General features: G+C 70.2%; 27 protein-coding genes. 12 read left to right on the top strand and 15 right to left on the bottom strand.

Annotation, left to right across the window (positions count from 1 at the left end):
• From ACWER9_RS18155 to ACWER9_RS18145, 3 genes are all read right to left on the bottom strand, one after another.
• Positions 1–775 (bottom strand): PIN domain-containing protein (locus tag ACWER9_RS18155; RefSeq protein WP_452302920.1); only part of this gene is annotated, 775 nt, incomplete at its 3' end.
• 411 nt (positions 776–1186) lie between these two features.
• Positions 1187–1522 carry a hypothetical protein gene (locus ACWER9_RS18150; RefSeq protein ID WP_452302919.1) on the bottom strand — a complete coding sequence of 112 codons (336 nt, stop codon included), beginning with the start codon at positions 1520–1522 and terminating at the stop codon, positions 1187–1189.
• A gap of 31 nt (positions 1523–1553) precedes the next feature.
• Positions 1554–1898, bottom strand: a complete 345-nt coding sequence (locus tag ACWER9_RS18145) for a hypothetical protein (RefSeq protein ID WP_110562608.1) — start codon at positions 1896–1898, stop codon at positions 1554–1556.
• 264 nt (positions 1899–2162) lie between these two features.
• Between ACWER9_RS18145 and ACWER9_RS18140 the strand changes: the two genes are divergently transcribed.
• From ACWER9_RS18140 to otsB, 3 genes are all read left to right on the top strand, one after another.
• Entirely contained in the window at positions 2163–2606 is a 444-nt protein-coding gene (locus ACWER9_RS18140; RefSeq protein ID WP_130407314.1) for an XRE family transcriptional regulator, read from the top strand.
• Between the two features lie 162 nt (positions 2607–2768).
• Entirely contained in the window at positions 2769–3122 is a 354-nt protein-coding gene (locus ACWER9_RS18135) for a hypothetical protein (RefSeq protein ID WP_452302918.1), read from the top strand.
• A gap of 67 nt (positions 3123–3189) precedes the next feature.
• On the top strand, positions 3190–4014 hold the full coding sequence (gene otsB, locus ACWER9_RS18130; RefSeq protein ID WP_452302917.1) for a trehalose-phosphatase: 825 nt from the start codon (positions 3190–3192) through the stop codon (positions 4012–4014).
• 46 nt (positions 4015–4060) lie between these two features.
• Here otsB and ACWER9_RS18125 read toward each other — a convergent pair whose 3' ends face one another.
• The 4 genes from ACWER9_RS18125 to ACWER9_RS18110 form a co-directional block, all read right to left on the bottom strand.
• Positions 4061–4831 (bottom strand): isoprenyl transferase, encoded by a 771-nt coding sequence (locus ACWER9_RS18125; RefSeq protein WP_452302916.1) that lies wholly within the window; start codon positions 4829–4831, stop codon positions 4061–4063.
• A 31-nt stretch (positions 4832–4862) separates the two neighbouring features.
• Complete coding sequence (locus tag ACWER9_RS18120; protein WP_452302915.1) at positions 4863–6005, bottom strand: geranylgeranyl reductase family protein; 1143 nt, start codon at positions 6003–6005, stop codon at positions 4863–4865.
• 323 nt (positions 6006–6328) lie between these two features.
• Positions 6329–7186: a hypothetical protein gene (locus ACWER9_RS18115; protein WP_452302914.1), complete on the bottom strand. Its 858-nt coding sequence runs from the start codon at positions 7184–7186 to the stop codon at positions 6329–6331.
• A gap of 37 nt (positions 7187–7223) precedes the next feature.
• Positions 7224–9068 (bottom strand): phosphoenolpyruvate carboxykinase (GTP), encoded by a 1845-nt coding sequence (locus ACWER9_RS18110; RefSeq protein ID WP_452302913.1) that lies wholly within the window; start codon positions 9066–9068, stop codon positions 7224–7226.
• 438 nt (positions 9069–9506) lie between these two features.
• On the opposite strand from ACWER9_RS18110, the gene ACWER9_RS18105 reads away from it, so the two are divergent.
• From ACWER9_RS18105 to ACWER9_RS18095, 3 genes are all read left to right on the top strand, one after another.
• Positions 9507–10043, top strand: a complete 537-nt coding sequence (locus ACWER9_RS18105; RefSeq protein ID WP_452302925.1) for a GtrA family protein — start codon at positions 9507–9509, stop codon at positions 10041–10043.
• Positions 10044–10106: 63 nt separating this feature from the next.
• Positions 10107–10814, top strand: a complete 708-nt coding sequence (locus ACWER9_RS18100) for a GtrA family protein (protein ID WP_452302924.1) — start codon at positions 10107–10109, stop codon at positions 10812–10814.
• Complete coding sequence (locus tag ACWER9_RS18095; protein WP_452302912.1) at positions 10811–11476, top strand: MaoC/PaaZ C-terminal domain-containing protein; 666 nt, start codon at positions 10811–10813, stop codon at positions 11474–11476. Before ACWER9_RS18100 ends, ACWER9_RS18095 begins: the two co-directional genes overlap by 4 nt.
• 37 nt (positions 11477–11513) lie before the next feature.
• Here the strand turns inward: ACWER9_RS18095 and ACWER9_RS18090 are convergent, their stop codons facing one another.
• Together ACWER9_RS18090 and ACWER9_RS18085 are read right to left on the bottom strand one after the other, a co-directional pair.
• Positions 11514–12086: a PH domain-containing protein gene (locus tag ACWER9_RS18090; protein ID WP_452302911.1), complete on the bottom strand. Its 573-nt coding sequence runs from the start codon at positions 12084–12086 to the stop codon at positions 11514–11516.
• Between the two features lie 171 nt (positions 12087–12257).
• Positions 12258–13133, bottom strand: coding sequence for a biotin--[acetyl-CoA-carboxylase] ligase (locus ACWER9_RS18085; RefSeq protein WP_452302910.1), 876 nt, complete (start codon positions 13131–13133; stop codon positions 12258–12260).
• 84 nt (positions 13134–13217) lie between these two features.
• On the opposite strand from ACWER9_RS18085, the gene ACWER9_RS18080 reads away from it, so the two are divergent.
• Positions 13218–14801 (top strand): acyl-CoA carboxylase subunit beta, encoded by a 1584-nt coding sequence (locus ACWER9_RS18080; protein ID WP_452302909.1) that lies wholly within the window; start codon positions 13218–13220, stop codon positions 14799–14801.
• A 106-nt stretch (positions 14802–14907) separates the two neighbouring features.
• Here ACWER9_RS18080 and ACWER9_RS18075 read toward each other — a convergent pair whose 3' ends face one another.
• The 4 genes from ACWER9_RS18075 to ACWER9_RS18060 form a co-directional block, all read right to left on the bottom strand.
• Positions 14908–15756, bottom strand: coding sequence for a hypothetical protein (locus ACWER9_RS18075; RefSeq protein ID WP_452302908.1), 849 nt, complete (start codon positions 15754–15756; stop codon positions 14908–14910).
• Entirely contained in the window at positions 15749–16249 is a 501-nt protein-coding gene (locus ACWER9_RS18070; protein WP_452302907.1) for a SigE family RNA polymerase sigma factor, read from the bottom strand. The genes ACWER9_RS18075 and ACWER9_RS18070 overlap by 8 nt, the downstream gene beginning before the upstream one ends.
• Positions 16250–16312: 63 nt before the next feature.
• Positions 16313–17296 carry a ketopantoate reductase family protein gene (locus ACWER9_RS18065; RefSeq protein ID WP_452302906.1) on the bottom strand — a complete coding sequence of 328 codons (984 nt, stop codon included), beginning with the start codon at positions 17294–17296 and terminating at the stop codon, positions 16313–16315.
• Positions 17297–17346: 50 nt separating this feature from the next.
• On the bottom strand, positions 17347–18090 hold the full coding sequence (locus ACWER9_RS18060) for a M50 family metallopeptidase (RefSeq protein WP_452302905.1): 744 nt from the start codon (positions 18088–18090) through the stop codon (positions 17347–17349).
• 101 nt (positions 18091–18191) lie between these two features.
• Here ACWER9_RS18060 and ACWER9_RS18055 point away from each other — a divergent pair, with 101 nt between their 5' ends.
• Together ACWER9_RS18055 and ACWER9_RS18050 are read left to right on the top strand one after the other, a co-directional pair.
• Positions 18192–18740, top strand: coding sequence for a Uma2 family endonuclease (locus ACWER9_RS18055; RefSeq protein WP_452302904.1), 549 nt, complete (start codon positions 18192–18194; stop codon positions 18738–18740).
• Positions 18741–18866: 126 nt separating this feature from the next.
• Entirely contained in the window at positions 18867–19619 is a 753-nt protein-coding gene (locus ACWER9_RS18050; protein WP_452302903.1) for a GH25 family lysozyme, read from the top strand.
• Between the two features lie 83 nt (positions 19620–19702).
• Here the strand turns inward: ACWER9_RS18050 and ACWER9_RS18045 are convergent, their stop codons facing one another.
• Positions 19703–19930 (bottom strand): hypothetical protein, encoded by a 228-nt coding sequence (locus tag ACWER9_RS18045; protein ID WP_452302902.1) that lies wholly within the window; start codon positions 19928–19930, stop codon positions 19703–19705.
• A 65-nt stretch (positions 19931–19995) separates the two neighbouring features.
• Positions 19996–22017, bottom strand: a complete 2022-nt coding sequence (locus ACWER9_RS18040; RefSeq protein ID WP_452302901.1) for a protein kinase domain-containing protein — start codon at positions 22015–22017, stop codon at positions 19996–19998.
• A 91-nt stretch (positions 22018–22108) separates the two neighbouring features.
• On the opposite strand from ACWER9_RS18040, the gene ACWER9_RS18035 reads away from it, so the two are divergent.
• The 3 genes from ACWER9_RS18035 (at position 22109) to ACWER9_RS18025 (ending at position 25392) form a co-directional block, all read left to right on the top strand.
• Complete coding sequence (locus ACWER9_RS18035; RefSeq protein WP_452302900.1) at positions 22109–22303, top strand: acyl-CoA carboxylase subunit epsilon; 195 nt, start codon at positions 22109–22111, stop codon at positions 22301–22303.
• A gap of 91 nt (positions 22304–22394) precedes the next feature.
• Positions 22395–22853: a hypothetical protein gene (locus ACWER9_RS18030; RefSeq protein WP_452302899.1), complete on the top strand. Its 459-nt coding sequence runs from the start codon at positions 22395–22397 to the stop codon at positions 22851–22853.
• 1405 nt (positions 22854–24258) lie between these two features.
• A complete protein-coding gene (locus tag ACWER9_RS18025; RefSeq protein ID WP_452302898.1) occupies positions 24259–25392 on the top strand; it encodes a S8 family serine peptidase in 1134 nt (377 codons plus the stop codon).
• Positions 25393–25702 lie beyond the last annotated feature (310 nt).

Raw genomic sequence — 25702 nt, 5'->3', positions numbered from 1 at the left:
ACGCCTCCCGGTCGCCCCGGACCAGACGCACCGACTTGTCCGGCAGCACCCGACCGAGTGCGGAGCCACGCCCCGAGTGCAGCACCAGGCCGGTGTGGCAGGGCAGCCCGGCCGCCTCGTCGACGTCGAGCGTCTCGCCCGCGTACAGCTGGCCGATCTGCTCCTCGCTCAACTCCATCTCCGACATGCCGGTCCAGGTCGGGTCGCTGGCCTGGCCGTGGCGGTACTCGTCGGCACGCAGACCCACCGAGGCCGCCTTGACCCGCAGCGGCATGTCCTTGCTGACCAGCGTCACCTCCCGCCCCTCGGCGGCGAGGTTGAGCGCGACGGAGAGGATCCGGGCGTCGTTGCTCTCGGTGCGGAACCCGGGCGGCAGGACGCCGTCGTCGGTGTGGTTCAGCTCTACCCGCAGGGTGCCACCCACGTCGTTCGCGGGCACCGGCGTGTCGAGGCGGCCGTGCCGGATGCGCAGGTCGTCGAGCATCCGCAGCGACTGCCGGGCGAACCAGCCCAGCTCCGGATGGTGCCGCTTGCCCTCGAGTTCGGTGATGACCACCAGGGGCAGCACCACCTCGTGCTCCGCGAACCGGTGGAACGCCGCCGGATCGGACAGGAGCACCGACGTGTCCAGGACAAAGGCCTGGCCGGCTGGTCGTGGCTCCTTGGGGTCGGCCGGCTCGGCGGCCGCCGAGCGGCGGCTCCTGGTGGCGCGGCGGGTCGTGGCAGTCGCGGCCGGGGTCTGGTCGGCACCGGCGATGGTACGGCGAGTCGTCACAGGCCTGCTCCGACGGATGGGCACCCGCCACCCGTGTTCCGCCTCCTCCGGTGCCCGGGGACACGGGGTCGGATGCGGAACCCCGTGCGCGAGGTCGCAGATCCGGGCGGACCGGCTGGCTCGGGAGAACCCCGTGCCATGCCTAGACGCTAGCCCCGCTCGACCTTCCCGGCTAGAGGCCGAAGGTGGATCTCCAAAGTCGGATGCGCGAACTCCCGTCCGGCGTGGCTGCCACCAGCGCGTCCGTCGTGGCGGGCAGGTGTGAACCGGCCGGGATGCATGCCCCCTGCGCGCATCCCGGCCGGTGGGGCCACCGTCACCGGTCTGACGTGACCCCGACGGTGCGTGTCCGCCGCGGACGACGCACCGCGTTCGTGGCACCGGTCGGCGGGCGTGACCCGCCGCCCGACCTCACCCCGTACGTCGGACGAGCGTGCCGGTCGGGTGCCGCCCGGTGATCGGCGCGGCCGGCGTGCTGAACGAGGAGCCGGTGTACGTGGTGCCGGGGCGGGCGACCGCACCTGCGGAGCGGACCACCCCCGCCGGCGAGACCGACAGGGCCGAGGCGATGGCCGCCTGGGCGTCCCGACGACGTCGGTTCCAGGCACCCCGGTCACCGTCGAAGTAGCCCTGCCGGTAACCGAAGCGGTAGCCGATGCGGTAGCTGAGCTGGCCGTGCAGCCGACCGGCCGCGTAGCTGGTGGCCCCGAGCACCAGGACGAGGAACACCGCGAGGAACGGGCTCATCGGGCAGCTCCGGCCCAGCCGGGACGCCAGGTCATCGCTCCTCCGGCTCGATCGTGGTGGGGTCGGCGACGAGCAGCCGGTCCAGGTCGTCGGTGCTGACCTCCTCGACCAGCTCGACGCTGATCCGGCAGCCGTCCAGCACGACTTCGGCCATCGAGGACCGGCGGATCTCGCCGCCGGCGTCGTAGACCCGGACGCTCAGCTCCGGGCAGCCGAGATGGGTACGCCAGGCGTTCCACTCGGCACGGTCGCCGACGCTCAGCGACAGGTAGCGGCAGCCTCGGGCGAGGTAGAGGCGCCAGGGGGCGGTCAGCCCTGCGGCGACCCCCTCGGCGATCAGCCCGAAGGCCTGGGCGCGGGTGGCGAGCTCGGTCACCGCGACCCCCCGGCACCGGGGGCGTGACGCACGCGAGCACCAATCGTCTCATGCACGTGACACACCGTAGATTGTCCCATGGGCGTGACAGTATCAGCTTTTCGTCCGCTTACGTTTGCCACTACGTTCATCTATTCTGCCCGCGTGACACCCCTCAACAGTGGCACTGACTCGTTTACCGGAAATCCGAACCCTTCGTCACGTCCGCGTGACAGGGGCGAGCCGGGGCGCGCAGCAGCAGTCGGCTGGCCGTACCGTCACGGGGTGACCGAGACGGCCAATGCGCGGAAGATCGCCTTCGCCACCTTCGTCCGGCGGGCCCTGGACGAGGCACGGGCGACCCGAGCCTGGAGCGGCACCGAGGTGTCCCGGCGCACCGGCGTCTCCCGGCAGACCATCAACCGCTGGGTCCGAGGTGACTGGGCCAGCGATCCCGAGGCGGAACGGGTGGTCGCCTTCTGCGAGGGCCTGGGCCTGAACCCGGCCGCCGCCTTCGCCGCGCTCGGCTGGGACCGCACCGCCGCCGGCCCGAGGGCCGGGCAGGCCGCCCCTCCGATGGACCCGGACGTGGAGGCGCTGCTGCGCCGTCTGGTCGATCCACAGGTGTCGGACGCGGAGAAGTTCCACATCCGCGAAACCATTAGATACCTCGCATACCGCCCAACGTTGCCGGTCGATGTCCGAAAAAGGGGCAATCAGGCAGGCTAGTTCCTCAGATGGCGAAAGAACGCCTGGTCAGGTTCATTCGTTTGCCTCCGGGGTCGGAACGGGCACGCTAGCGTCCCTATTCGTACTGCTTGGGCTCGTCATCGGCGGGGGGACGGGACAAGGCCGAACCCAGCCCTGCGGGACAGAAGGAGGGGTCTGTCCATGACCCTGAAGTGGTTGGCAGTCGTGGTCGCGACGGTGTCACTGACACTCTGGGCGACCGGCAACACAGTGACCTTCGCGGTCGACGGCGGGCAGCTTCCGCTGCTCGTCAACCTCTTTGCGCTCATCACCGCCGGCACCGCGGTCGTTCTGGCCGTCGTCGCCGAGCTGCACGAGCGTCTGAACAACCGGATCAGCGCGCTCACCGAGTTCCTGGTGGCACGGCTCAACGAGATCGAGAACCACACCGGCGATCGCAACACCGGCTTCGTGGAGGGCTACCTGTTGAGCCACGGCCAGGAAGCGGCGGTGGTGCCGTTCGGCCGGCGCGGACGAGGAGCCGCCGAACGCTGATCGCGTACCGCTCAACGGGTTCACTCGGCCAGGAATGAGCCTGGATCGCCGGGGTACGCTGACGCGCGTGCCGCCGTTGAATCTGGGCAATCAGCAGCCGAGGACCCCGTTGAACGCCGACCACGCCTGGCGGATAACCGCCAGTCGGGCGGCCGGGACCGTGCTCTTCTTCGACTTCGACGGAACGCTCGCGCCCGTCGACGACGATCCGACCGCGGTCCGCCCGGCCCCCTCGGCGTTGGCCGCGATCGAGGCACTCGCCCCGATCGTGCAGCGGGTCGCGATCGTCTCCGCCCGACCCGTCGAGTTCCTCCGGGACCAACTCGGCGGGCTCGTCGGCGTGGACCTCTACGGCCTCTACGGGCTCGAGCACAGCCACTCCGGCGGGGAGACCGTGACCGAACCGGCCGCGCTGCCCTGGGTGCCGACCATGGCGGAGCTGGCCGACCTGGCTCGGGCGGAGCTGCCGCCCGGCACGCTCGTGGAGTACAAGCGGCTCTCCGTGGCGCTGCACTGGCGTACCGCCCCGCAGCTTGGCGCGACCGTGCAGCAGTGGGGGCAGGAGCAGGCCGACCGCCTGGGACTGCGCTCGCAGGCCGGGCGGATGGTGCTGGAGCTCAAGCCCCCGGTCGACCGGGACAAGGGCATGGTGATCGACGAGGCGATCAAGGGCGCCACGGGCGCCTGGTACTTCGGCGACGACGTCTCCGACATCAAGGCCTTCGCCGCGCTGCGCGCCCGTGCCGCCGCCGATCCGGACTTCCTCGGCGTCTGCGTGGCGGTGGCCAACCCGGAGACCGGGCAGGAGGTGGCCAACGCCGCCGACCTGACCATCGAGTCGCCGGCAGCCCTGGGCGACTTCCTCACCCGGGCGCTGACCCACCTGCCCTGACCGACCTGCCCTGACCGGGCGGCGACCCGATGGCGTCGCCGCCGGGTCAGGCGCCGTAGCGGCGTTGTCTGGTGGCGTACGAGCGCAGTGCCCGCAGGAAGTCGATGTGCCGGAAATCCGGCCAGTTGAGCTCGCAGAAGTAGAACTCCGAGTGCGCGGACTGCCAGAGCATGAAGCCGGACAGCCGCTGCTCGCCACTGGTGCGGATGACCAGATCCGGGTCGGGCTGGCCTCGGGTGTAGAGGTGCTCGGCGATGTGCTCGACGTCCAGCACCTCGGCCAACTCCTCAAGCGTGCCGCCGGTGGCGGCGTGCTCCAGCAGCAGCGAACGGACCGCGTCGGTGATCTCCCGGCGACCGCCGTAGCCCACCGCGATGTTGACCTCCGCGCCGCCGGTGCGCTCGCGGGTGCGCTCCTCGGCGCCCTTGAGCGCCGCAGCGGTCTGCGCCGGCAGCAGGTCGAGCGCCCCGACGATGCGCAGCCGCCAGGGGTTGCCCTCCTCGGACAACTCCACCACCAGATCCTCAATGATCTTGAGGAGTGGGTCCAGCTCACTGGCCGGGCGGCGCAGGTTGTCGGTGGCCAACAGGTAGAGGGTCACGTGCCCGACACCGGCCTGGTCACACCAGCCGAGCACATGCTTGATCTTCGCCGCGCCGACCCGGTGCCCGTCGTTCGGGTCGACGAAGCCCATCTCCCTCGCCCATCGGCGGTTGCCGTCGCACATCACCCCGACGTGCCGGGGCACCGGCTTACCCGCGAGCTTCGCCGTGAGCCGGCGCTCGTACACGGAGTAGATAAGGTTCCGCAGCGTCATCACCTAGCAGCGTAGCGACCCACGCGCCAGTTCACTGCCTCGGAGCCCCATCCCCGCCGCGCAGACCGATGCCGATCATCGCCAGCGTACGAGCGGTGAGCCGGCCGTCACCCAGACCCAACTCGACCACGTCGTAGAACACCCGGTCATCCCGACGGGCGGCCCGGACCGCGGCGTCCACCACCCGCCGCCGCCGGGCCAACCAGGCCGCGACCGAACTGTGCCGCAGGTGGGTGCCGAGGCGGCGACGCAACCCGTTGGCGTAGCGGCCGGCGGCGGCCTCGGGTGACCGGGCCGCCGCCGACCCGGCGAGCGCGCCGGAGAGCAACGCGTAGAAGATCCCCTCGCCGGTGAACGGATTGATCAGCGACAGCGCGTCCCCGGCCAGCAGGGTGCGCCCCCGCCCCGGCGCCGGCCGGTGGGTGGAGAGCGGCAGGTGATGGCCGCGCAACGCGGTCACGGTCGCCAGGTCGGTGCCGGGCAGCAGCGCGGCCAGCCGGTCCAGCAGGTACGCGCGGCTCAGCGGCTCACCGCGCAGGACCTCCCCGTACCCGACGTTCGCCCGTCCGTCGCCGATCGGAAACGACCAGGCGTACGCCGGCCAGCGCGCCTTCGATGTGACGATGAGCTGCTCGGACGGGCCGGGCAGCGCCGGAGCGTACCCCCGGATGGCAAGCGCGAGGTGCCGGTCCGGGTTCTGCGGGTGGCCGAGCGCCCGACGGACCACGGAGCCGGCGCCGTCCGCGCCGATCACCACCCGGCCGGACACCTGCCCGTCGAGCACCACCCGGTCGGCGCGCGGCTCGACCTGGCGTACGGTGTGCCGGCGCAGCAGCGCGCCGGCTGACACGGCGGCTGCCACCAGCCGCGCGTCGAAGACCTTCCGGGGCACGGTGTACGCGGGCCGGGGCAGCGCCCGAGCCACCGCACCGCCACCCGGCGCGATCATGCGTAACGCCGGCAGCGGCGCGTAGCCCGCCACCGCCTCGGTCACCCCCAGCTCGGCGAGTACGTCCACCGAGTGCGCGGCGATCCCGTCACCACACGCCTTGTCCCGGGGAAAGTCGGCCCGGTCCAGCAGCAGCACGCTGGCCCCCGCCCGGCGTGCCGTCAGCGCGGCAGCCGCCCCGGCCGGCCCCGCCCCCACCACCACCACGTCGAACTCGTCGCTCACCGCGCGCCTCCCTCCGACCGGACTGCTCCCGCACCCGCCGATCCACCTGCGCCGGCCACGCCACCGTTGTGACCGGCGCCACCCGCCATCCTGCCCTCTGCCAGCCCACCCGGCCCGCTCCCGCACGGCACAACTGCCCCGGTCTTACTCAGGAAGCGCCGGCGTGCAAGGACCGGGGCGACCTGCCGGGGCCAGGTCCGCATGATCGTGCTCGAACCAGGAAGTAGTGGTGTCGGCGTATCGGTGAGGCCACTCGATCCTGGTTCGAGCAGGATCTTGGGGCGCGGGGCGCGGGGCGCGGGGCGCACGGAAGCGCGCCGGCGTCAGGCCGGGACCGTGTCGGGGGCGCGGGCGGCGCGGCGGAGGCCGTAGAGGGCCAGCCCGGCGGCGGCGAGCAGCGGAGCGCCGTCGCGGATCAGGCCGTCCACGCCCAGCAGCCACCAGCAGAGCGGCAGATCCACGGCGAGTACGGCCACCGTGACGACGACCAGCAGGCCGCGCGCCCAGTCCTTGCCCCGCATCAGGAACGCGGTGCAGAACAGCACGGCGTAGCTGGCCGTGATGCCCGCGCCGAACCAGAACAGCACGGCCGGCACCGCCGTCAGTCGACCGTCCAGGATGGAACCACCTGCGACCAGTGCCGGCACCAGCATCAGGGGGCTGTAGGTGAAGGCGGCCACCCGGCTGGTCAACAACCAGGCGCTGGCCTGTGGTCGGCGTGGTGGGGTTTCCCGCCAGGAGATGCCGTCGCGGTCGATGACGAGGCGTGGACGGTGCCGGACCAGGTGCCCGGCCAGCGCCGACGAGCGGTAGAGCAGCCAGACCACCGCGACGCAGAGGGCTGTGAGGATGGCGAAGCCGAGTAGGCCGGGCAGTGGCGGCACCCCCTGCCGGGGCACGATGAGCCGGCCGACCGCGAAGATCGTGGTGACCGCGAGGATCAGCCCGAACGGGCGGGCCACCGTACGACCCCGTCGGACGTGCCCGATCAGCAGCAGGAAGCCGAACGAGCGCAGCATGGCCCAGCCGGTGCGTACGGCGAGCCCGAAGCCCTGCTCCGGGGCGTACCACCAGTTGAGCAGCTCGACCACGACGGTGGCTGCCGCCGTCGTGGCCAGCAGGGTGGTGAGCACCCGGACGGCGGACGGCCGCCGGACCTGGGTCTCGGCGGCCGTCGTCATGACATCCGATGTTGCCCGCGATGGGTCTCGTTCACACCTACCGCTGCGGCTGCGCGGCGTCCAGGCGTGCGCGCAGCGCGTCCAACTCGGCCCAGAGCACGCCGGGCAGCTTGTCACCGAACTTCTCGAACCACTCGGTGATCATCGGCAGCTCGTTGCGCCACTCGTCCGGGTCGACCTTCAGCGCGATCCGAACGTCCTCCGGGGTCATGTCCAGGCCCTCGACGTCCAGGGCGTCCGGCGCGGGAACCATGCCGACCGGCGTCTCGACCGCGTCCGCGGTGCCCTCGATCCGCTCGACGACCCACTTGAGCACCCGGGAGTTCTCCCCGAAGCCCGGCCAGAGGAACGAGCCGTCCGGGTCCTTGCGGAACCAGTTGACGTAGTAGATCTTCGGAAGCTTCGCCTCGTCGCCGTCGGTGCCCTTGCCCATCTCGATCCAGTGCCGGAAGTAGTCCCCGGCGTGGTAGCCGATGAACGGCAGCATCGCCATCGGGTCCCGCCGGACCACGCCGACGGCGCCGGACGCGGCGGCGGTCGTCTCCGAGGAGAGCGTCGCACCCATGTAGACACCGTGCACCCAGTCGCGGGCTTCGGTCACCAGCGGGACGGTGTCCTTGCGGCGACCGCCGAAGAGGATCGCGTCGATCGGCACGCCGTTCGGGTCGAAGTACTCGTCGGCGAGGATCGGGCACTGCGTGATCGGGGTGCAGAACCGGCTGTTCGCGTGGGAGGACAGGCTGTCGCTCTCCGGCGTCCAGTCGTTGCCCTTCCAGTCGATCAGGTGCGCCGGCGGCTCACCCATGCCCTCCCACCAGATGTCGCCGTCGTCGGTGAGGCCGACGTTGGTGAAGACGGAGTTGCCCCGGTCCAGGGTGCGCATGGCGTTGGCGTTGGTCTTCCAGTCGGTGCCGGGCGCGACGCCGAACAGGCCGTACTCCGGGTTGACCGCGTAGAGGCGGCCGTCCGGGCCGAACCGCATCCAGGCGATGTCGTCGCCGATGGTCTCGACCTTCCAGCCGGGAATCGTCGGCTCCACCATGGCGAGGTTGGTCTTGCCGCAGGCGGACGGGAACGCGCCGGCGATGTGGTAGACCCGACCCTCCGGCGAGGTGATCTTGAGGATCAGCATGTGCTCGGCCAGCCAGCCCTCGTCCCGGCCCATCACGCTCGCGATCCGGAGCGAGTAGCACTTCTTGCCGAGCAGCGAGTTTCCGCCGTACCCCGAGCCGTACGACCAGATCTCCCGGGTCTCCGGGAAGTGCGAGATGTACTTGGTCTCGTTGCACGGCCAGGCGACGTCCTGCTGACCGGGGGCGAGCGGCGCGCCGATCGAGTGCAGGGCGTGCACGAAGTCCGCGTCGTCGCCCATGGCCTCCAGGACCCGGGTGCCCATCCGCGTCATGATGCGCATCGAGGCGACCACGTACGGGCTGTCGGTGATCTCGACACCGAACATCGGGGACTCGGCCTCGACCGGGCCCATCACGAACGGGATGACGTACATCGTGCGACCGCGCATCGAACCCCGGTACAGATCCGTCATCGTCCGCTTCATCTCGGCCGGCGCCATCCAGTTGTTGGTGGGGCCGGCGTCCGCCTCGTCGACGGAACAGATGTAGGTGCGCTCCTCGACCCGGGCGACATCCGACGGGTCGGTACGCGCGTAGAACGAGTTGGGCTTCTTCTCCGGGTTGAGCCGGATCAGCGTGCCGGCCTCAACCAGCTCGTCGGTGAGGCGACGCCACTCCTCGTCGGAGCCGTCCACCCAGACGACACGGTCGGGGGTGGTCAGTTCCGCGACCTCACGGACCCAGGCGAGCAGTTTCGGATGGGACGTCGGGGCCTGATCGATACCCCGCACAACAGCCGGAGCAACCATGACACATCTCCTTGTGGTCGACGCTGACCGATCTATGGGATGCACGAGACTCGGCGGCGCTATGCGTCGCCTTCGTGGAAACCTGGGATTGGCCTCAGCGTAAACCGGGCAGCCTTCCGAGTCAGTGGGACAGGTTGTGAAGAACTGCACAAGCTACGGCCTCGCTGCGGCATCACGAGCTGATACCCGCTTTCCCGCGCAGTTTCACGCAAATCTTGTTGTGCACCCCGGCGGACGCTTGTTGCGGTCGGGCCGTGGACCTGCCCCGCCGACCGATGCGGGGATTCCCGTTCCGTGGCGGCTCAGTCCTCCCAATTGGCTACGCTCTGCGCAACGGTTACGCACGTGGCGCTGGCCCCTCCGGGAGACCACGCCCGCTTGCCGTTGCTACCCCTGCGACTGGCCAGCAGCCGGTAGGCTCCCCCCGTGGCCGCCACGATGACCGGGGAACAACCGGGTCCCCGGCAGACCCGACGGGGTCTCGTCGGCATGCTGCTCGACCGCTTCGGTCACCTGCTCCGCGAGATGAGCAAGTTCGCCACAGTGGGTGGCTTCGCCTTCCTCGTCGACTTCGCGCTCTTCAACTACCTGACGAGCAAGCACGGCGTCGAGGAGCTGACGGCCAAGACAATCTCCACGGTGATCGCGGCCTCCGTCGCCTTCGTCGGCAACCGGTTCTGGACCTGGCGGCACCGGCAGCGCAACAACGCGGCCCGGGAGTACGCCCTCTTCTTCTTCTTCAACGCGGTCGGGCTCGGCATCACTGTCGCCTGCCTCGCGCTCAGCCGCTACGGGCTCGGAGCCATCTGGCCGGCCGTGTTCCAGACGCGCCTGGCGGACAACCTCGCCAGCTACATCGTCGGCACCGGGTTCGCCACGCTGTTCCGATTCTGGTCCTACCGGCGGTTCGTCTTCGTCGAAGCGGGAACCCCGACCGTTCCGCAGGTGAATCCCGACCCTGACCACAGGGCGTGAGCTGCCGCCCATCTCGTTCGGCCGGTGATCGCCGGCCGCACCGACTGCCCTAAGGTGTTTCGCATGCGTCTTGTCCGTCTGCTGCCTGAGCGCTGGCAGAAGTTCATCCACGAGGCGCTCAAGTTCGGCATCGTCGGCGGCATCAACACCGTCATCAATTACGCGGTGTTCAACGCCCTCGCACTGACTGTTTTCGTCAACGGGCAGTTGAAGGCGACGGTGATCGCGACCATCGTCGCCACGATCACGTCGTACCTCATGAATCGGCACTGGACGTACCGCGATCGTCCGAAATCAGCGCTTCGCCGGGAATACCTCCTTTTCTTCCTTTTCAACGGCGCTGGCCTGCTCATTGAGCTGGGCGCCGTCGCGGCGGCAAAGTACGGCCTCGGCGTACACGGTCTGCTGGCGCTGAATCTGGCCAAGACCGTCGGCGTCATGCTTGCCACGCTGTTCCGGTTCTGGTCGTACCGGACCTTCGTCTTCCAACCCGTCGCACCGACCGAGGACGAGGCCGCCAAGCCCGAGGCCACCTGGCACAGCATTCCTCGGGACGAGTGGGACACCATGGCCGAGATGGACCCGGTCGCCGAGTTGGCGGAGTCCGTGTCCGAGCTCGAAGAGTCGGAGTCCGCGCAACGCGTCGACACCCCACCCGGCACACCCACTCAGGGCCGACCCACCCGACTGAGCGTCAGCCCCGCCGTCGACCTGGACGCGGAACTCGCCGCGGAGCTTCGCGTCGGCACCCGCCGCGTGCCCCGCCGGTGACGACACCCGACACCCGCTCCGGCACGGGGCGACCGGCAGAGCTGTTCTTCGAGGACCTCGTCCCGGGGCTCACCGTCGACCTGGGCGTGGTCACCGTCGACGGCGACGAGATGGTCGCGTTCGCCCGCCGCTTCGACCCGCAGTGGTACCACGTCGACCCCGACCTCGCTGCGGCGAGCCGACACGGCGGTCTGATCGCCAGCGGGTTCTACACCGTCAGTCTGTTCATGCGCGCGTACGTCGACCACCTGCTGTCCCGGGCCGCCGCCGACGCGTCCCCCGGCCTGGAGGAGCTGCGCTGGCTCGCCCCCGTGCGGGCCGGTGACCGGCTCGCGGTCCGGGTCGACGTGATGGGCGCCCGACCGTCGACAGCCCGCCCCGGGCTCGGCACCGTCAGCCTCACCGGCACCATGCTGCGCCTCGGCCCGGACGACCGGCCCGAGCAGGAGGTGCTGCGCACCCGCTTCCGTGGCTGGTTCGCCGTGCGACCGGTCGAGGCCGACCCGGTTGGGGCCGACCCCGCCGCGACCGCCGGTGCTGTCTCGACCGAGGCTGACCAGCGCGACAGCGGCAAGCTCGCGGCAGACCCGCCCGCCGTCGGTTCGTCCGACAACAGCCCGACGGGCACGTCCGACGGCAGCCCGGCAGGAGGCAGCGACTGACCCGCCCCGGGCAGGGGCGGGTCTCCACCGGCCCGGTTCAGCTCGTGGTGTCGCGGAGTGACTTGCCGTCCTGCATGTCGGCGAGCATGTCGCGCATCTCGCCATCACCGAGCGAGTGCTTGTCGTGCTGTGCCTCGACCAGTTCGTACAGCTTGGTCTGCACCTTTCCGACGTCCGGCACGTCGGCGAGCACCGACTGGCCGCGCTCACCTGCCGACTCGATGGTGAGCGTCCCGCAGCCGAGCAGGCGCTCGACGAAGCGCTGGTTCATCGAGTGGTCGTTGACCCGGGCGAGCGGGAGGTCCCGCCGGTCCCGGGAGAAGACACCCTTCTGGAGCAGAACCCGCTCGTTCGTGAACAGGTAGTGGGTGGTGCGCCAGACCAGGAACGGCCACAGGCCGAGCCAGAGCACCGCGACCAGGGCGATCGCCCCGATCACGGCCAGCGCGATCGAACCGCCGCCGCTCTCGGGCAACAGGAGCACGCCGACCACCACCGCGGCGATGGCCAACACCAGCACCGCGATCGGCCGGATCAACGCCTTCCAGTGCGGGTGCAGGTGCAGCACGACATGCTCATCCTCGGTGAGCACGTCTTCGGGAAACGCCACGGGAACCTCCAACGCGATTTTCTGGACGCGCAGACGGTAAACCCCCCAGTCCCTCGCACAACATCCGCCACGCGGCTCCACCCGTTGTCCGTGATCTTGCACTTACCGTCGTCGTTGGCGGCTCTCACCCGATCTGCCGGGACAGCAACCGCACGATCGTGGAAGGAGGGGTCAGCGGAGGTGCAGGACGTCACCGGCGGCCAGGGTTCTGGCTCCCGTGACGGTGGTGACCATCAGCTGGCCGTCCGGGTCGACGCCGGTGGCGGTGCCGGTCAGGGAGTTGCCGTCTGGCAGCAGGACACGTACCTCCCGGCCCACCGTCGCGCAGGCCGCCAGGTAGGCGTCGCGCAGGCCGCTGGCCACCGCGTCGCCGCCCGCCGAGCGCCAACGGTCGTACCAGTCGGCGACCGCCCGCAGCAGCGCCCGCAGCAGCGGATCCCGATCGGTGGCCACCGCGCCGGCAAGCTGGAGTGAGGTGGCCGGCAGCCCGGTCGGATTCACCGGCAGCTCGTCGGCGCGCAACGTCACGTTGAGCCCGATGCCCAGCACGATCGCCGGTGGTTGGTCGGGCGACCGTCCGGGCACCGCCTCAGCCAGCACGCCCGCGCACTTGGCATCGTCGATCAGCAGGTCGTTCGGCCACTTGAGGGTGGCTTCCAGCTCGGCCAGCCGGGCCACCGCCTCGACGAGCGCCACGCCGGCCAGCAACGGCAGCCACCCGTACCCCGTGGGTGCCACCGGCAGCCAGCCGCGCTCCGGCACGGCCTCGCCGGGCCGCAGCAGCACGCTCGTCGCGATGCCGGCCCGCGCGGGCGACTGCCAGACCCGGCCGCGGCGGCCACGCCCCGCGGTCTGCCGCTCGGCGACCACGACCAGGCCCTCGGGCTCGTCGGCGCGGGCGGCCTCGGCCACGTCGGCGTTCGTGGAGCCGGTCTCGGCGCGCAGCTCCAGCCGGGCCCAGGGCCCGTTCGGCGCGACCAACGCGCGGCGCAGCCGGGCCGCCGACAGCGGCGGGCGGTTCAGATCGGTGTACGGGGAGCCCGACATTCCGCCAGCCTACGGCGGTGCCCTGGTCGACACTGAGGCGTACTGCACAGCGGCACCCACCTGAACCATCGTTATATTCCGTGGGTGACTACCGAGACCGGGACCAACATCCACAGCACCGCGGGCAAGCTGGCGGACCTGGAGCGCCGGGTCGACGAGGCGGTGCACGCCGGGTCGGCCCGCGCCGTGGAGAAGCAGCACGCGCGCGGCAAGAAGACCGCCCGCGAGCGGATCGAGATGCTGCTCGACGAGGGCTCCTTCGTCGAACTCGACGAGCTGGCCCGGCACCGGTCCACCGCCTTCGGGCTGGAGCGCAACCGCCCGTACGGCGACGGTGTGGTCACCGGCTACGGCACGGTGGACGGCCGGCAGGTGTGCGTCTTCGCGCAGGACTTCACGGTCTTCGGTGGCTCGCTCGGCGAGGTCTTCGGCCAGAAGATCGTCAAGGTGATGGACCTGGCCATGAAGATCGGCTGTCCGGTGGTCGGCATCAACGACTCCGGCGGCGCGCGCATCCAGGAGGGCGTCGTCTCGCTCGGCCTGTACGGCGAGATCTTCTTCCGCAACGTGCGGGCCTCCGGAGTCATCCCGCAGATCTCACTGGTGATGGGGCCCTGCGCCGGCGGCGCGGTCTACTCCCCGGCGGTCACCGACTTCACCGTGATGGTCGACCAGACCTCGCACATGTTCATCACCGGCCCGGACGTGATCAAGACGGTGACCGGCGAGGACGTCGGCATGGAGGAGTTGGGCGGCGCGCGGACGCACAACTCCCGCAGCGGCAACGCGCACTACCTCGCCAGCGACGAGGAGGACGCGGTCGACTACGTCAAGGCGCTGCTGTCGTACCTGCCGTCGAACAACCTCGACGAGCCGGTGGTGGTCGAGGCCGGCGCGTCGCTCGAGGTCAGTGACGAGGACCGCGAGCTGGACACCCTGATCCCGGACTCGGCCAACCAGCCGTACGACATCCGCACCGTGATCGAGCACGTCCTCGACGACGGGGAGTTCCTGGAGGTCCAGCCGCTCTACGCGCAGAACATCGTCGTCGGCTACGGCCGGGTCGAGGGGCGGCCGGTCGGTGTGGTGGCCAACCAGCCGATGCACTTCGCCGGCACCCTGGACATCGCCGCCTCGGAGAAGGCCGCCCGGTTCGTCCGTACCTGCGACGCGTTCAACATCCCGGTGCTGACCTTCGTGGACGTGCCCGGCTTCCTCCCCGGCACCGGCCAGGAGTGGGACGGCATCATCCGCCGGGGCGCCAAGCTCATCTATGCGTACGCCGAGGCGACAGTCCCCAAGGTCACCGTGATCACCCGCAAGGCGTACGGCGGGGCGTACGACGTGATGGGCTCGAAGCACCTCGGCGCGGACCTGAACTTCGCCTGGCCGACCGCGCAGATCGCCGTGATGGGCGCGCAGGGCGCGGTGAACATCCTCTACCGCTCCGAGCTGGCCGACGCCGAGGACCCGGCGGCGGTCCGGGCCGAGAAGATCGCCGAGTACGAGGACACCCTGGCCAACCCGTACGTGGCCGCCGAACGCGGGTACGTCGACGCGGTCATCCCGCCGCACGAGACGCGTACCCAGATCGTTCGGGCGCTGCGTGTCCTGCGGACCAAGCGGGAGACCCTGCCTCCCAAGAAGCACGGCAACATCCCGCTCTGACGCTGGTCGCGGCCGCTTGATCCGCGCACCTTCAGGGAAAGTGCCGCCTCCGGGCGACGCAAGGCAGCAACAACCCTGATGTTGTGCGGATCATCGCCCGGCCGCGTCAGCAGGGTGGGTTGGCTGCGGCGCACATCCGCGCTGCCGCCGCCACCGCGAGCTGCATGAGGTCGGCCTCGGTGTCGTCATCTGCGATGCGGAGCAGCGAGACGGTGTCGCCGACCCGGACGACCGCCAGGAGGGTCGGCGGCGGCGCCTTGGCGAGCGTCTGCCCGGTCTGCACGTCCCGAGGGCCCGTGAGCGAGTCCCGCAGGATGGCAGCGTCGTCCCCCGCGAAGCCCCGTTGCACCACCGCCCACCTGTGGATCACCTCCGCGGTGTGGGTGGTGTCCGGCGTGACCCACTGCGCGACGCTCCGCCACTCGGCGCACGGCGCGACCAGATCGTCCAGACTGGTGAAGAGCTGTCGAGCCGTCTCGGGTGTCAGCCTGAAGAGATCCTGCATGACCAAAGCGTCGCCCGGCACAAGGACCCCCTGGGTGGGCTTCCGCATGAGGGTCTGCGAACGGGACAGGATCGACATCTGCCAGCCGTCCGATCGCCCCTGACTCGTCCGGCAGCGGCCGAGGGTGTCCTCCAGCCGGACCGGCTCGCCCAGCCCTGCCTGGCTCAGCTCCACGTAGACCGGCTGTGGCAGGTCCTCCGGCTGCAACAGAGCGTCGAGAGTGATCTCGTGCCGGATCGGCGCGGCCGCCGGTAGACCGGGCACCGGGGGCATTCTCGTCGCGGCGACCGCCACGGCGGAGCCCCCGGCGAGGGCCAGCACGACGGCCGCCACCACGATCCTGCGCTGGCTGCGGCGACGGCCCCGGGCGCGGATCTCCTCAGGGCCGAGCCAGCGCACGTCCTGCAGGTCCCGCTGGATCTGTTCGACGAACGTCGGGTCGTCACGCATCGGTTGCCTCCTCCAGGTCAGAGACGGCGAGCAGATTGGCGAGCGCGGCACGCCCCCGGGAGAGTCGGGCCTTGACCATGCCCACCGGGGCCGCGGTCTCCCGCGCCACCTCGGCGACCGGCATACCCATCAGGTAGTACAGGGCAATCGCGACGCGTTGCTCCTCGGGCAGGAGGCGCAGCGCGGCGACCACCTCGACGGTTTCGGTGCCCGGCCCGGGGACCGTCTCGGTCGCGCCGTGCCGCAGGTAGGCGCGGGCCCGACTGCGCAGGCTGCGCCACCGGCTGACGGCGATCCGGCTGGCCACCACCCGCACCCACGCCTCCGGGTCGTCGTACGCGCTGACCGTCGACCAGCGCTGCCACGCCCGGACGTACGCCTCCTGCACGGCGTCCTGTGCCTCGCCCCGGTCGCCGGTGAGGGCGTAGACGAACCCGAGGAGTCGTTGCCGACTCCCCCGGTAGAACTCGTCGAACCCGTCGACGTCCGGCACCCCGCTACCTCCCCGTGTCGGTCGCTGGGAACACGCACCGGACAGGGGCTTCGGTTGCCCCGGTCAGGCGATCATCTTCTCCAACTCGGTGAGCGGGAACTCGCCGGCCGCGAGCCGTTCCCGGGACGCCAGGCGTACCGCGCGCTGCACGGCGACGTTTGCCGGCGTCGGCACACCGTGCAGCCGGCCGAGCAGCGCGATCTCGCCGTTGAGGTGGTCGACCTCGGTGGAGCCGGTGCCCCGGGCGAGGCTCTGCCAGGTGGAGCCGCCGGAGCGGGCCGTACCGTCGACCGGCCGCTGCCCGACCAGATCGCCCCGCTCGGCCTTCTCCTCCTCCGGCGCGGTGTGCGCGATGCCGGCGGCGGCGAGCGCTGCGACACCCTCGGCGCGTACCCGCTCGACAAGCGCGTCCGGAACATCCCGGCCGAGCAGCGCCTGCAGGCCGTTCCCGAGGTTGCTGAGCAGCTTGCCGTACTTCCAGCGCAGCACGTCGGTGCGGACCGGGGCGACGAAACCGGCGGCGGTCAGGTCGGCGGCGATCACCCGGTCGGTGTCGTCGGCGCCACCCGGGTACCGACCGATGTGGAGCATCCCGGGGTGCGGATACCCGTTGGCGACGACCACGCCCGGGTCCAGGTGGGTGGCCGGCAGCCAGACGCAGACCGGGTGCACGTCGGCGAAGAGCCGCAACGCTTCCCGCTCGTTGGCCACCCCGTTCTGCGCGGTCACCAGCGGCAGACGCTCGCCCGCCGTGCCCCCGCCGACCACCGGGGCGTCCACCCAGGCGGCCAACGCGGAGGCTGTGTCCTGCGACTTCACGGTGAGGACCAGCACGGTGTCCACCGGCAGCGGCTGGTCACCGGGTCGGTCCACCGCCGCGAGCCGGGCGGTGACCTCACCGTCGGGCTGCCGCAGGGTCAGACCCCGCGCGCGGATCGCGTCCAGGTGGGCACCGCGGGCCACCAGGGTCACGTCCCGGTCGGCCTCAGCCAGCCGTACGCCGATGGTCCCGCCGACCGCGCCCGCCCCGATGATCACGTATCGCATGGCCCCATTCTGCCCGCCCGCGCCTGTCCGACACCCCGAGCGGCAGGGGTTCAGACGGTCAGGCCGGCGTCGGTGAGGAACGGGCCGGCGAGCAGGAGCGCGCCGGCGATCAGCGCCGCCACGTTGACCAGGGCGAAGACGCCGACCCAGAAGAGTGCAGGGAACGGGGTGAGCCCGGCGAGCTGGTCGGCGTCGGAGGCGGGCATCCGGCCCCGCGAGCGCAGGCGTTGCAGCTCGACCACCGGCCGCACCCCGCCGAGCAGGAGAAACCACACCCCGGTGTACGCGAACGCAGCCTGGACCTGTGGCGTCGCGTACCAGGAGACGGCGAACACCAACGCGCCGGTGACCAGCAGCGACACCACACCGAAGGCGTTACGGATCAGGACGAGCATGGCCAGCAGCAGCGCCACGGCCACCCAGAGCAGCAGGGTGATCCGGTTGCCGCCGAGCAGCCAGGCACCGGCCAGCCCGACCAGCGGCGGCGCGACGTACCCGGCGAGCAGGGTCAGGATCATGCCCGGCCCGGTGGGGCGGCCGGCGGAGAGCGTCAGCCCGGACGTGTCCGAGTGCAGCCGGATGCCGCGCAGCTTGCGGCCGGTGAGCAGGGCGACCAGGGCGTGCCCGCCCTCGTGCGCGATGGTGATGGCGTTACGGGCGATCCGCCACGGCAGCCGGGTGGAGACCACCACAAGCGCGACCGCCCCGGTGATCAGCACCAGTAGCGCGGGTGGGTCCGGCTGCGCGCCGAACAGCGTGTCCCACAGGTCGCTCAGCCCGTCGATCGACATCATGGGGCGCGAGCCTACCGGCGGCGTTCCGTGTCGCTCCCGAGGCACCGGCTCGTATCCTGTGAGACTGATCGGGTGGCGAGCGAAGCGGGAGGTGAACGTCGGTGAGCACTGCACCTCTGGAGCCGCACATCGGTTTGTGGACCGAAGCCGACTACTTCGCCCTGGGCGAGACGCCTGACCGGATCGAACTGCTCGACGGGAGCCTGCTGGTGAGCCCTGCCCCGAGCGGACGGCACCAGCGGGTGTCGCGTCGGCTGGCGAACAGCATCGAGGCCGCAGCAGAGCCTCGGGGCTTCCTGGTCTACGACGCGATCAACGTCCGGCTCGGCGTCGATCGGGTCGTCATTCCGGACCTCGTCGTGACCGACGACGACGAGGGCGCCTTCCTTGACGCTGATCGGGTGCGTCTGGTCGGGGAAGTCGTCTCGCCGGGCAACGCCGCCGCCGATCGTCTGCTCAAAATGCAGCTCTACGCCATCGCGCGGATCCCCTGGTACCTGCTTGTCGAGCAGGACGGGGAGGGACACTCGCTGCGGCTGTACCGGCTGGACGGTGAGCACTACGTCGAGGACCAGGTCGCCAAGGCTGGCGAGATGTTGAGCATCGTCGAGCCGTTCCGCTGGCAGCTCGATCCGGCCACCCTGCGCTGATCCGTCCCACCCTCGGGCCGGGCTCCTGCGCGGCCCATTGCTGAAGCTTTTTTCAACCACACTTGCGATCTAGGGCACTTACCTCCAAAGATGGATGTCGATAGAGCGACGTCCTTGGAGGCACTCATGGCCCGTACCTCATCATCGCTGCGCCGCGCACTGGCGGCCGGCCTCACCGTCCTCGCCACCGCGGCGGCGGCCCTGGTCGCGACCGCCGGACCGGCGGCCGCCGCCACCACCGCAGGCATCGACGTGTCCCGCTACCAAGGCAGCATCAACTGGACAAGCGTCCGCAACGCCGGCATCGAGTTCGCCTTCATCAAGGCGACCGAGGGCACCAGTTACAAGGACCCGAACTTCAACGCCAACTACGTCAACTCGTACAACGCGGGGGTCATTCGCGGGGCGTACCACTTCGCCCGCCCGAACATCTCCGCCGGCTCGACCCAAGCCGCCTACCTGGCCTCCAACGGCGGCGCCTGGTCCGCGGACAGCCGCACCCTGCCCGCCGCGCTGGACATCGAGGCCAACCCGTACAGCGGCGGCTACTGCTACGGGCTCAGCACCACCGGGATGCGCAACTGGGTCCAGGACTTCCTGAACACCTACCGCTCCCGCACCGGCCGGTACGCGGTCATCTACACCACCACCAGCTGGTGGAACCAGTGCACCGGCAGCTGGACCGGCCCGTGGGCGAACCACCCGCTCTGGCTGGCCCGCTGGTCGAGCACGCCCGGCGCGCTGCCGGCCGGGGCTTCGGTGTGGAGCTTCTGGCAGTACACCAGCACCGGCGCGGTCTCCGGGATCAGCGGCAACGTGGACCGCAACTACTGGAACGGCGACCGGAGCCGCCTGGTCGCGTTGGCAAACAACACCTGACCGGGCTGTTGGCGGCAGCGGGATCGACGGTCACCATCGCGGTCGACAATCGGTCCGGCTGCCGCCACACCACCGGGTACGGGTCAGGCCCGTCGCCGGCTCAGGGCCGGCACCACAGCGTCCTCACGAGTGAGCGCGCTCCTGCGGCTCAACCGCCAGGCGGCCACGCCGAAGCCGGCAACCATCACGACGCCGAGCAGTGCGACGAGCACCGAAAGCCCCGCGCTGACCAGCAGCAGGATCGCGTCGCCGAGCGCCACGAGCATCCACAGTGCCAGCCGGGGCCGAGTGTCCCTCCGTCGGTAACCCATGTCGTGCCTCCTTCCGTCGTCGAAGGTCAGTTACCCACGACGACGGAAGGTCATGCGAATGAGTTTCAGTCCTTGCGGTCGGGCACGAAGCCCTTGGCGATCCGGTCGAAGTTCGGCAGGTTGGCCTGCCAGTCCTTCTCGGCGATCTCCCACCGCAGGGCGTACCCCCGGTTGCTGGCCGTCACGAACCCCCGGTTACGGACGTGGATCCGCTGCCCGTCCCGGGTCTCCAGCCACTCCCAGTCACCGCAGGTCTTCCAGAAGTCGCACGGCTTGATGCTGAGGAACTGGTAGTTGTTGACGCGGCTCGCGCGGTTCGGCTCCTGGCCCTCCCAGTCCTTCACCGCGTCCTTCGCGGGAGTGCTGGTCCACTGCACGAGAAGCTCACCCGGCCCGTTGGACTGGTCGAAGACGACAGTGATGTTGTCGACCTGGCGACGCACCCAACCGTCGGGGATCGGCAGGGCGAAGCCGGCCGGGTCGCGGTGCAGCTTCCAGCCCGCCGGCAACGCGTTCGGGTCGACCGAGGGTGTGGCCGAGGCGGACGGACTCGGGGCACCGCTGGTGGGCGGCGGTGGCACCGCCGCGGCGGAGGTCGGCGCGGCCCCCGAGGTCGCGCCGGCACCGGTCGGGTTGGCCTGCGGGGTCTTGTCGCCGTCGCCGCTGGTCAGCATCGGCACGACCACCACGAGACCGATCAGCAACAGGGCGACCACGGCCCCGATCAGCAGGTTACGTCGGGTGTTGGTCGGCTTCGTGCCATCCGAGAGGGGCACCGCCGCACGACCGGCGGGGCCCACCGGCGGCATGAGCGCCGTCGGGGTGGACGGCTTGCGCTGCCCCGGAGCCACCGGCGGACCGTCGACGACAGTCGGCTCGTCGTCGACGTTCGTCGTACCGTCGGCGCTCGTGTCGGGTGCGGCCGTGACTTTCGTGGTCGGCTCGGCATCGGTCGGCCCCGCCTCGGGCGGTGCCGGGCGGTCGATCGTGGCGGTCGGCTCGGCCTGCGCCGCCGCCGTCGGCTCGACAGGCACCACCGCGGTCGGGTCGGCGGAGGCGGTCGGCGTAGCAGCGGCGGCGGGGGTCGCAGCGGCGGTAGCAGAGGTGGTCGCGGCGGCAGCGGAGGTGGAAGCCGTCGGCGGCGGGGACACCGGCCGGTCGACGCTCTCGGCCGGTCGGGGAGCCGGCACCAGCGGTGGGCGCGGCTCGCGCGGGCCGTTCGGCCCCGGCCGGCGTACGCCATCGAGCAGTGAGATGCCACGCGACCGCTTGCCCCCGGCGCGGCGCAGCAACCGCTCCGCCACCTCGGCGGTGATCCGCTCGTTCGGGTCCTTCCGCAGCAGCCCGTTGAGGACGGCCTTCAACGGACCGGCGTTCTTCGGCGGCGGAATCGGCTCGGTGGCCAACGCGGCCAGGGTGCCGATCGCCGACGGCCGCGCGTACGGCGACTTGCCCTCGACCGCCGCGTAGAGCGTCGCCCCAAGCGACCACAGGTCGGCCTCCGGCCCGGCGGTGCCGTCCCGAGCCCGCTCCGGCGAGATGTACGCGGGTGAGCCGAGCACCATGCCGGTGCGGGTCACATTGGGGTCGCCGGGAATCGTGGCGAGACCGAAATCGGTCAGCACCACCCGGCCGTCCTCGCCGAGCAGCACGTTGCCGGGCTTCACGTCGCGGTGCATGACGCCCGCCTTGTGCGCGGCGCTGAGCGCACCCAGCACGCCCAGGCCGATCTCCACCGTGCGGGCCACCGACACGGGGCCGTCCTCGGCGAGAGTGTCCTGCAACGACTTCGACGCCACGTACTCCATGACGATCCACGGATCACCGTCGGTGCGCAGCACGTCGAAGATGCGGACGACGTTTGCGTGGTTGAGCCGGGCGATGGCCCGCGCCTCCCGCAACGAGCGCTCACGCATCTCGCGGCGCTCCTCGTCGGTGAGGCCGGGCGGCGGCACCAACTCCTTGATGGCGACATCCCGGTGCAGCACCTCGTCGCGCGCCTTCCACACCCGACCCATGCCGCCCTGGCCGAGCGGCGACAGGAGCCGGTATCGGTCAGCGACAAGTTGGGGAAGCGCGTTCGACATCGGTGAGACGGTACCCGGACCCACTGACGCTCACACCGCCGGCACGCCACTGTGCGCTCCGGGTAACTTCGCGCCCGCGTACCCTGGCAGCATGTCTGCCGAAGAGCCGCTGTTCCGGGTCGTCCGCGGCGTGCCCACCGCCGAGGAGTTGGCCGCTCTGGTGGGGGCGATCATCATCAGGTCCCGTCCCGCCGCCGCGCCCGCGCCGGCGACCACGTCCGCCTGGGCGCGCAGCAGTCGACCGGGCACCTCCCGCGGGTGGCGTGCCTCCGGCCTGCCCCGCTGATCCCGAGACCTGCCGTGCGGGGGCTGCCATGGTGGCGTTGAGCCGTTAATCTCACTCAGGGAAACGGTGCCGTTACGGGTAGGGAGGATCCATGATCCCCGAGGAGGACCGGCCAGCACCCTGGCTACGCGGTTACGGCGGCATCGAAGCCGACATCAGCCAGCTCAGAGAGTTCGCCGACCGGCTCGCCGCCGAGGTCGAGGGCAACTACGCGCCCCACCTGTCGTACATCGCCGAAGACATGTCCGCGAAGCTGCCCAACCCGTGCGACGCCTTCATCGAGCTGGTCACCTTCCTGCACGCGCACCACGAGACGCAGCAGGCCACCGCCGACATGGTGTACGCCGTCCGAGGCGCCACCGGCCACCTCGCCGCCGCCGCCGACCAGGTCGCCACCCACTACGCCGACAGCGACGCCTTCACCGCCGCGCGCGTGGTGGACGTCCAACGAGCCCTCGCCAACCCGGCAAGCGTCCTCCCCGGCGGGCCGACTCCGACACTGAACGACCCGACCAGCCCCGACGCCGAAGGGCCGGTGATACTGCCGTGATCGAACGGGGCAGCGGCCGCACCTCCGGCCTCACCGACTGGCAACTCATGGACGTCAACAGCATGTGGGCCTGCCTCCAGGACCACGACACCGCCAACCACTGGAAGCAGGTCGCCGGCTGGCGCAAGGTCTGCGACCTGGCGCAGACTCACCTCGGCCGCCTCCAGCAGTACCGACGCGGGCTCGCCGAGGCATGGCCCCCCGAAACCAGCGCCGCCTCCCGCACGTACCTCGCCGAACTCGACGAACTCATCGACAAGGTGCAGCGCACCCACGACGCCGCCGCCGCGAACTACACCGCACTCTCCGCCGCAACCCAGGCCATCGGCACCACCCGCGCCGCACTCCGCAAGATCCATGAGGAGTACGCGACCAAGTTCCAACAGAAGCAGGCGTACGAGGCAGTTGTCGCCGACCCCAAAGCGGTGATGGGCAACCGAGCCACCGAGCCGCCGGTTGGCGACGGGGAGTTGGAACGGCTGAACGCCCAGGCGCGGTCGATGATGTTCAACTTGAGCGGCGAACTCCAACAAGCCCAAGCAACTCTCCAAAAACCACCACCGCCACCTCTCCAGGCCGGCAAGGACATTTCGACCCCGGATGTGTACGGCAGCGCTACAGCGCCCATCATCCCACCGATTCTGCCAGCACCTATGCCGTCGCGAGCGACTGCGTCCCCACCCAGCCTTAAGAACAATGGCGCTGCACCAGTGTCTATAGCGACTGGAATTGGCCCGACTCTAAATGGGGTTGGAGCCGGTGCCCCGCTGAGCCCACCCAGCGTGGCGCACCCCAGCCCTGCATCCAATGCACCGCATCCGCCTTCCTTGTCGGGCGTACCGCCCGTCTTTCCGCCTACTGCCGCTACCGCGCCGGTGAATACCCAGCCGGCCGTACCGATCGGGCGACCTGGTGCAAATGGCTCGAACGGCCCGTCTCGCGGACCCGGGTTAGATCCAACGCGAGCAATGCCCCCGGGAGGGCTTATCGGCAGCGTTCCTGGCTCATCACTGCCCCGTCAGCCTGACAGCAACAGCGTTCCCTCGCGCCGAGTGAACCCGGTCGGTGGCGTGATTGGAGGCGGTGGGGCCGGTACTGCGCCTACCGGCGCGGCGGGATCACGTCCTTCCGCCGGTAGAGGCTTTACTGGTGCACACGGAATGCCTCCAATCGGCGGAGCGCCGGGACCCTGGAGTTCCGGGACCAGTGGAATTGGCCGCCCCAGGCGGAACGACGGCGAAACGACCGAGCCGCATCACTGGAATCCGGACAACCCTTGGGAGGTGCAGCAGGGAGTTCGTCCAGTGGTCCGCCCTCCCGATGACGACGAGCCAATTGACCCAGGGCCGGCAATCGGCATCGACCGGTGAAGAGATTAAACATACACGCCTCTCTAGCGATCCTGATGTTCGTGGCGGTTAACGCCTTATCCCCCGCCCCTATCGCCGCGAGGCAGCCCAGCCTGCCGTCGACCGATGGCTTGAATCGCATCCGCGAAGACCAGTGGCATTTAGTAGCCTTGAACTCCGGCGAGGCCAACAACATCAGCCAGGGCGAGGGTATTACTGTGGCAGTTCCGGACACAGGGGTTTACCCACATCCTGACCTGACAGGCAATCTTCTTCGTGGCATTGACCTTACCAATGAAGGAGGGGGCGGCGATGGCCAGGCCGATCCGAATAGTCATGGCACTGGCATGGCTGGCCTTATCGCCGCCCACGGTCAAAAAGGAGATCGTGGGGCCAAAGGCATAGCACCGAAAGCTAAAATACTGCCAATAGTTTCATCTAGAGCCGACAACCGAAGCAGCGCCGACGATCTAGGCAGAGCAATTGAATATGCAATTTCTTCCGGCGCTGACATCATCAGCATTTCTAGTGCAGGAGGCTCCAGCCCTGCCCTACGTCGTGCGATCAGGGAGGCTCTTCTCGCGAATGTCGTTGTCGTCGCCGCTGCGGGTAATCGACCAGGGGACACTGAGGTTGGTTACCCCGCATCTGAAGATGGCGTCCTAGCCGTGGGAGGAGTCGATAAGTCGGGTGCTCACGCTGCTGTCTCCGTCACTGGACCAGAGATTGATGTAGTTGCACCCGCGGTCGATATCTACAGCACGAGCATCGACGGCAAGTACCGCAAGGGCACCGGAACCTCTGACGCGACGGCGATCGTGGCGGGTGCGGCTGCCTTGATCAGGTCCAAGTATCCGTACCTGCCGGCCCGAGAGGTGGCACATCGGCTGACCGCAACCGCCGTCGACAAGGGCCCTCCTGGGCGCGACGACGAGTACGGCTATGGAGTCATCGATCTCGTGGCGGCGCTGACGGCAGACGTACCGCCGCTGGGTTTTGAATCGGTGAGCGCTCCGGCCGGCGCTGGCTCGACCACAGCGACTGGCACTCGTCCGGGTGATGGGAGCGATGGTGCAACTAGGCGCGGCCTGGCCACCCTTGGTGTGATCTTGGCTGCCGGGGTCGGGTGGGTGGTGCTAGCGCGGCGACGCCGGCGTGGTGATGATCCGCCGCCCAGAATCAGCCGCTGATCGATCAACGAAGCGGTGATCGACTCAGATTTCTTGATGTCGGGCTGTCCGAGCCTGCGGGATGCCCCGAGATCCCGCCGACGAGTCGATTTCCGTGCCGAGGGAGTGCGGAAACCCGGTGATCCACTCGGCTTTCAGGAAGTCGCGGTGTCCCAGCAGCCCGGACACCGCGGAGTCCTGCAAGGCGAGTGGATCAAGGGCGGGTGGCACGCCCAGAGATCACCACTGCGCATTACCGCCCGCCACCGCCGACCACGGCCCACTGCGGGCACCGTGCGCTAGGCGGGCACCGTGCGCTAGGCGGGCCGCA

It is taken from the genome of Micromonospora sp. NPDC003944, assembly GCF_053605225.1.
The sequence above is the reverse complement of the archived record's forward strand: the minus strand, read 5'-3'. Positions and strand labels throughout refer to the sequence as shown.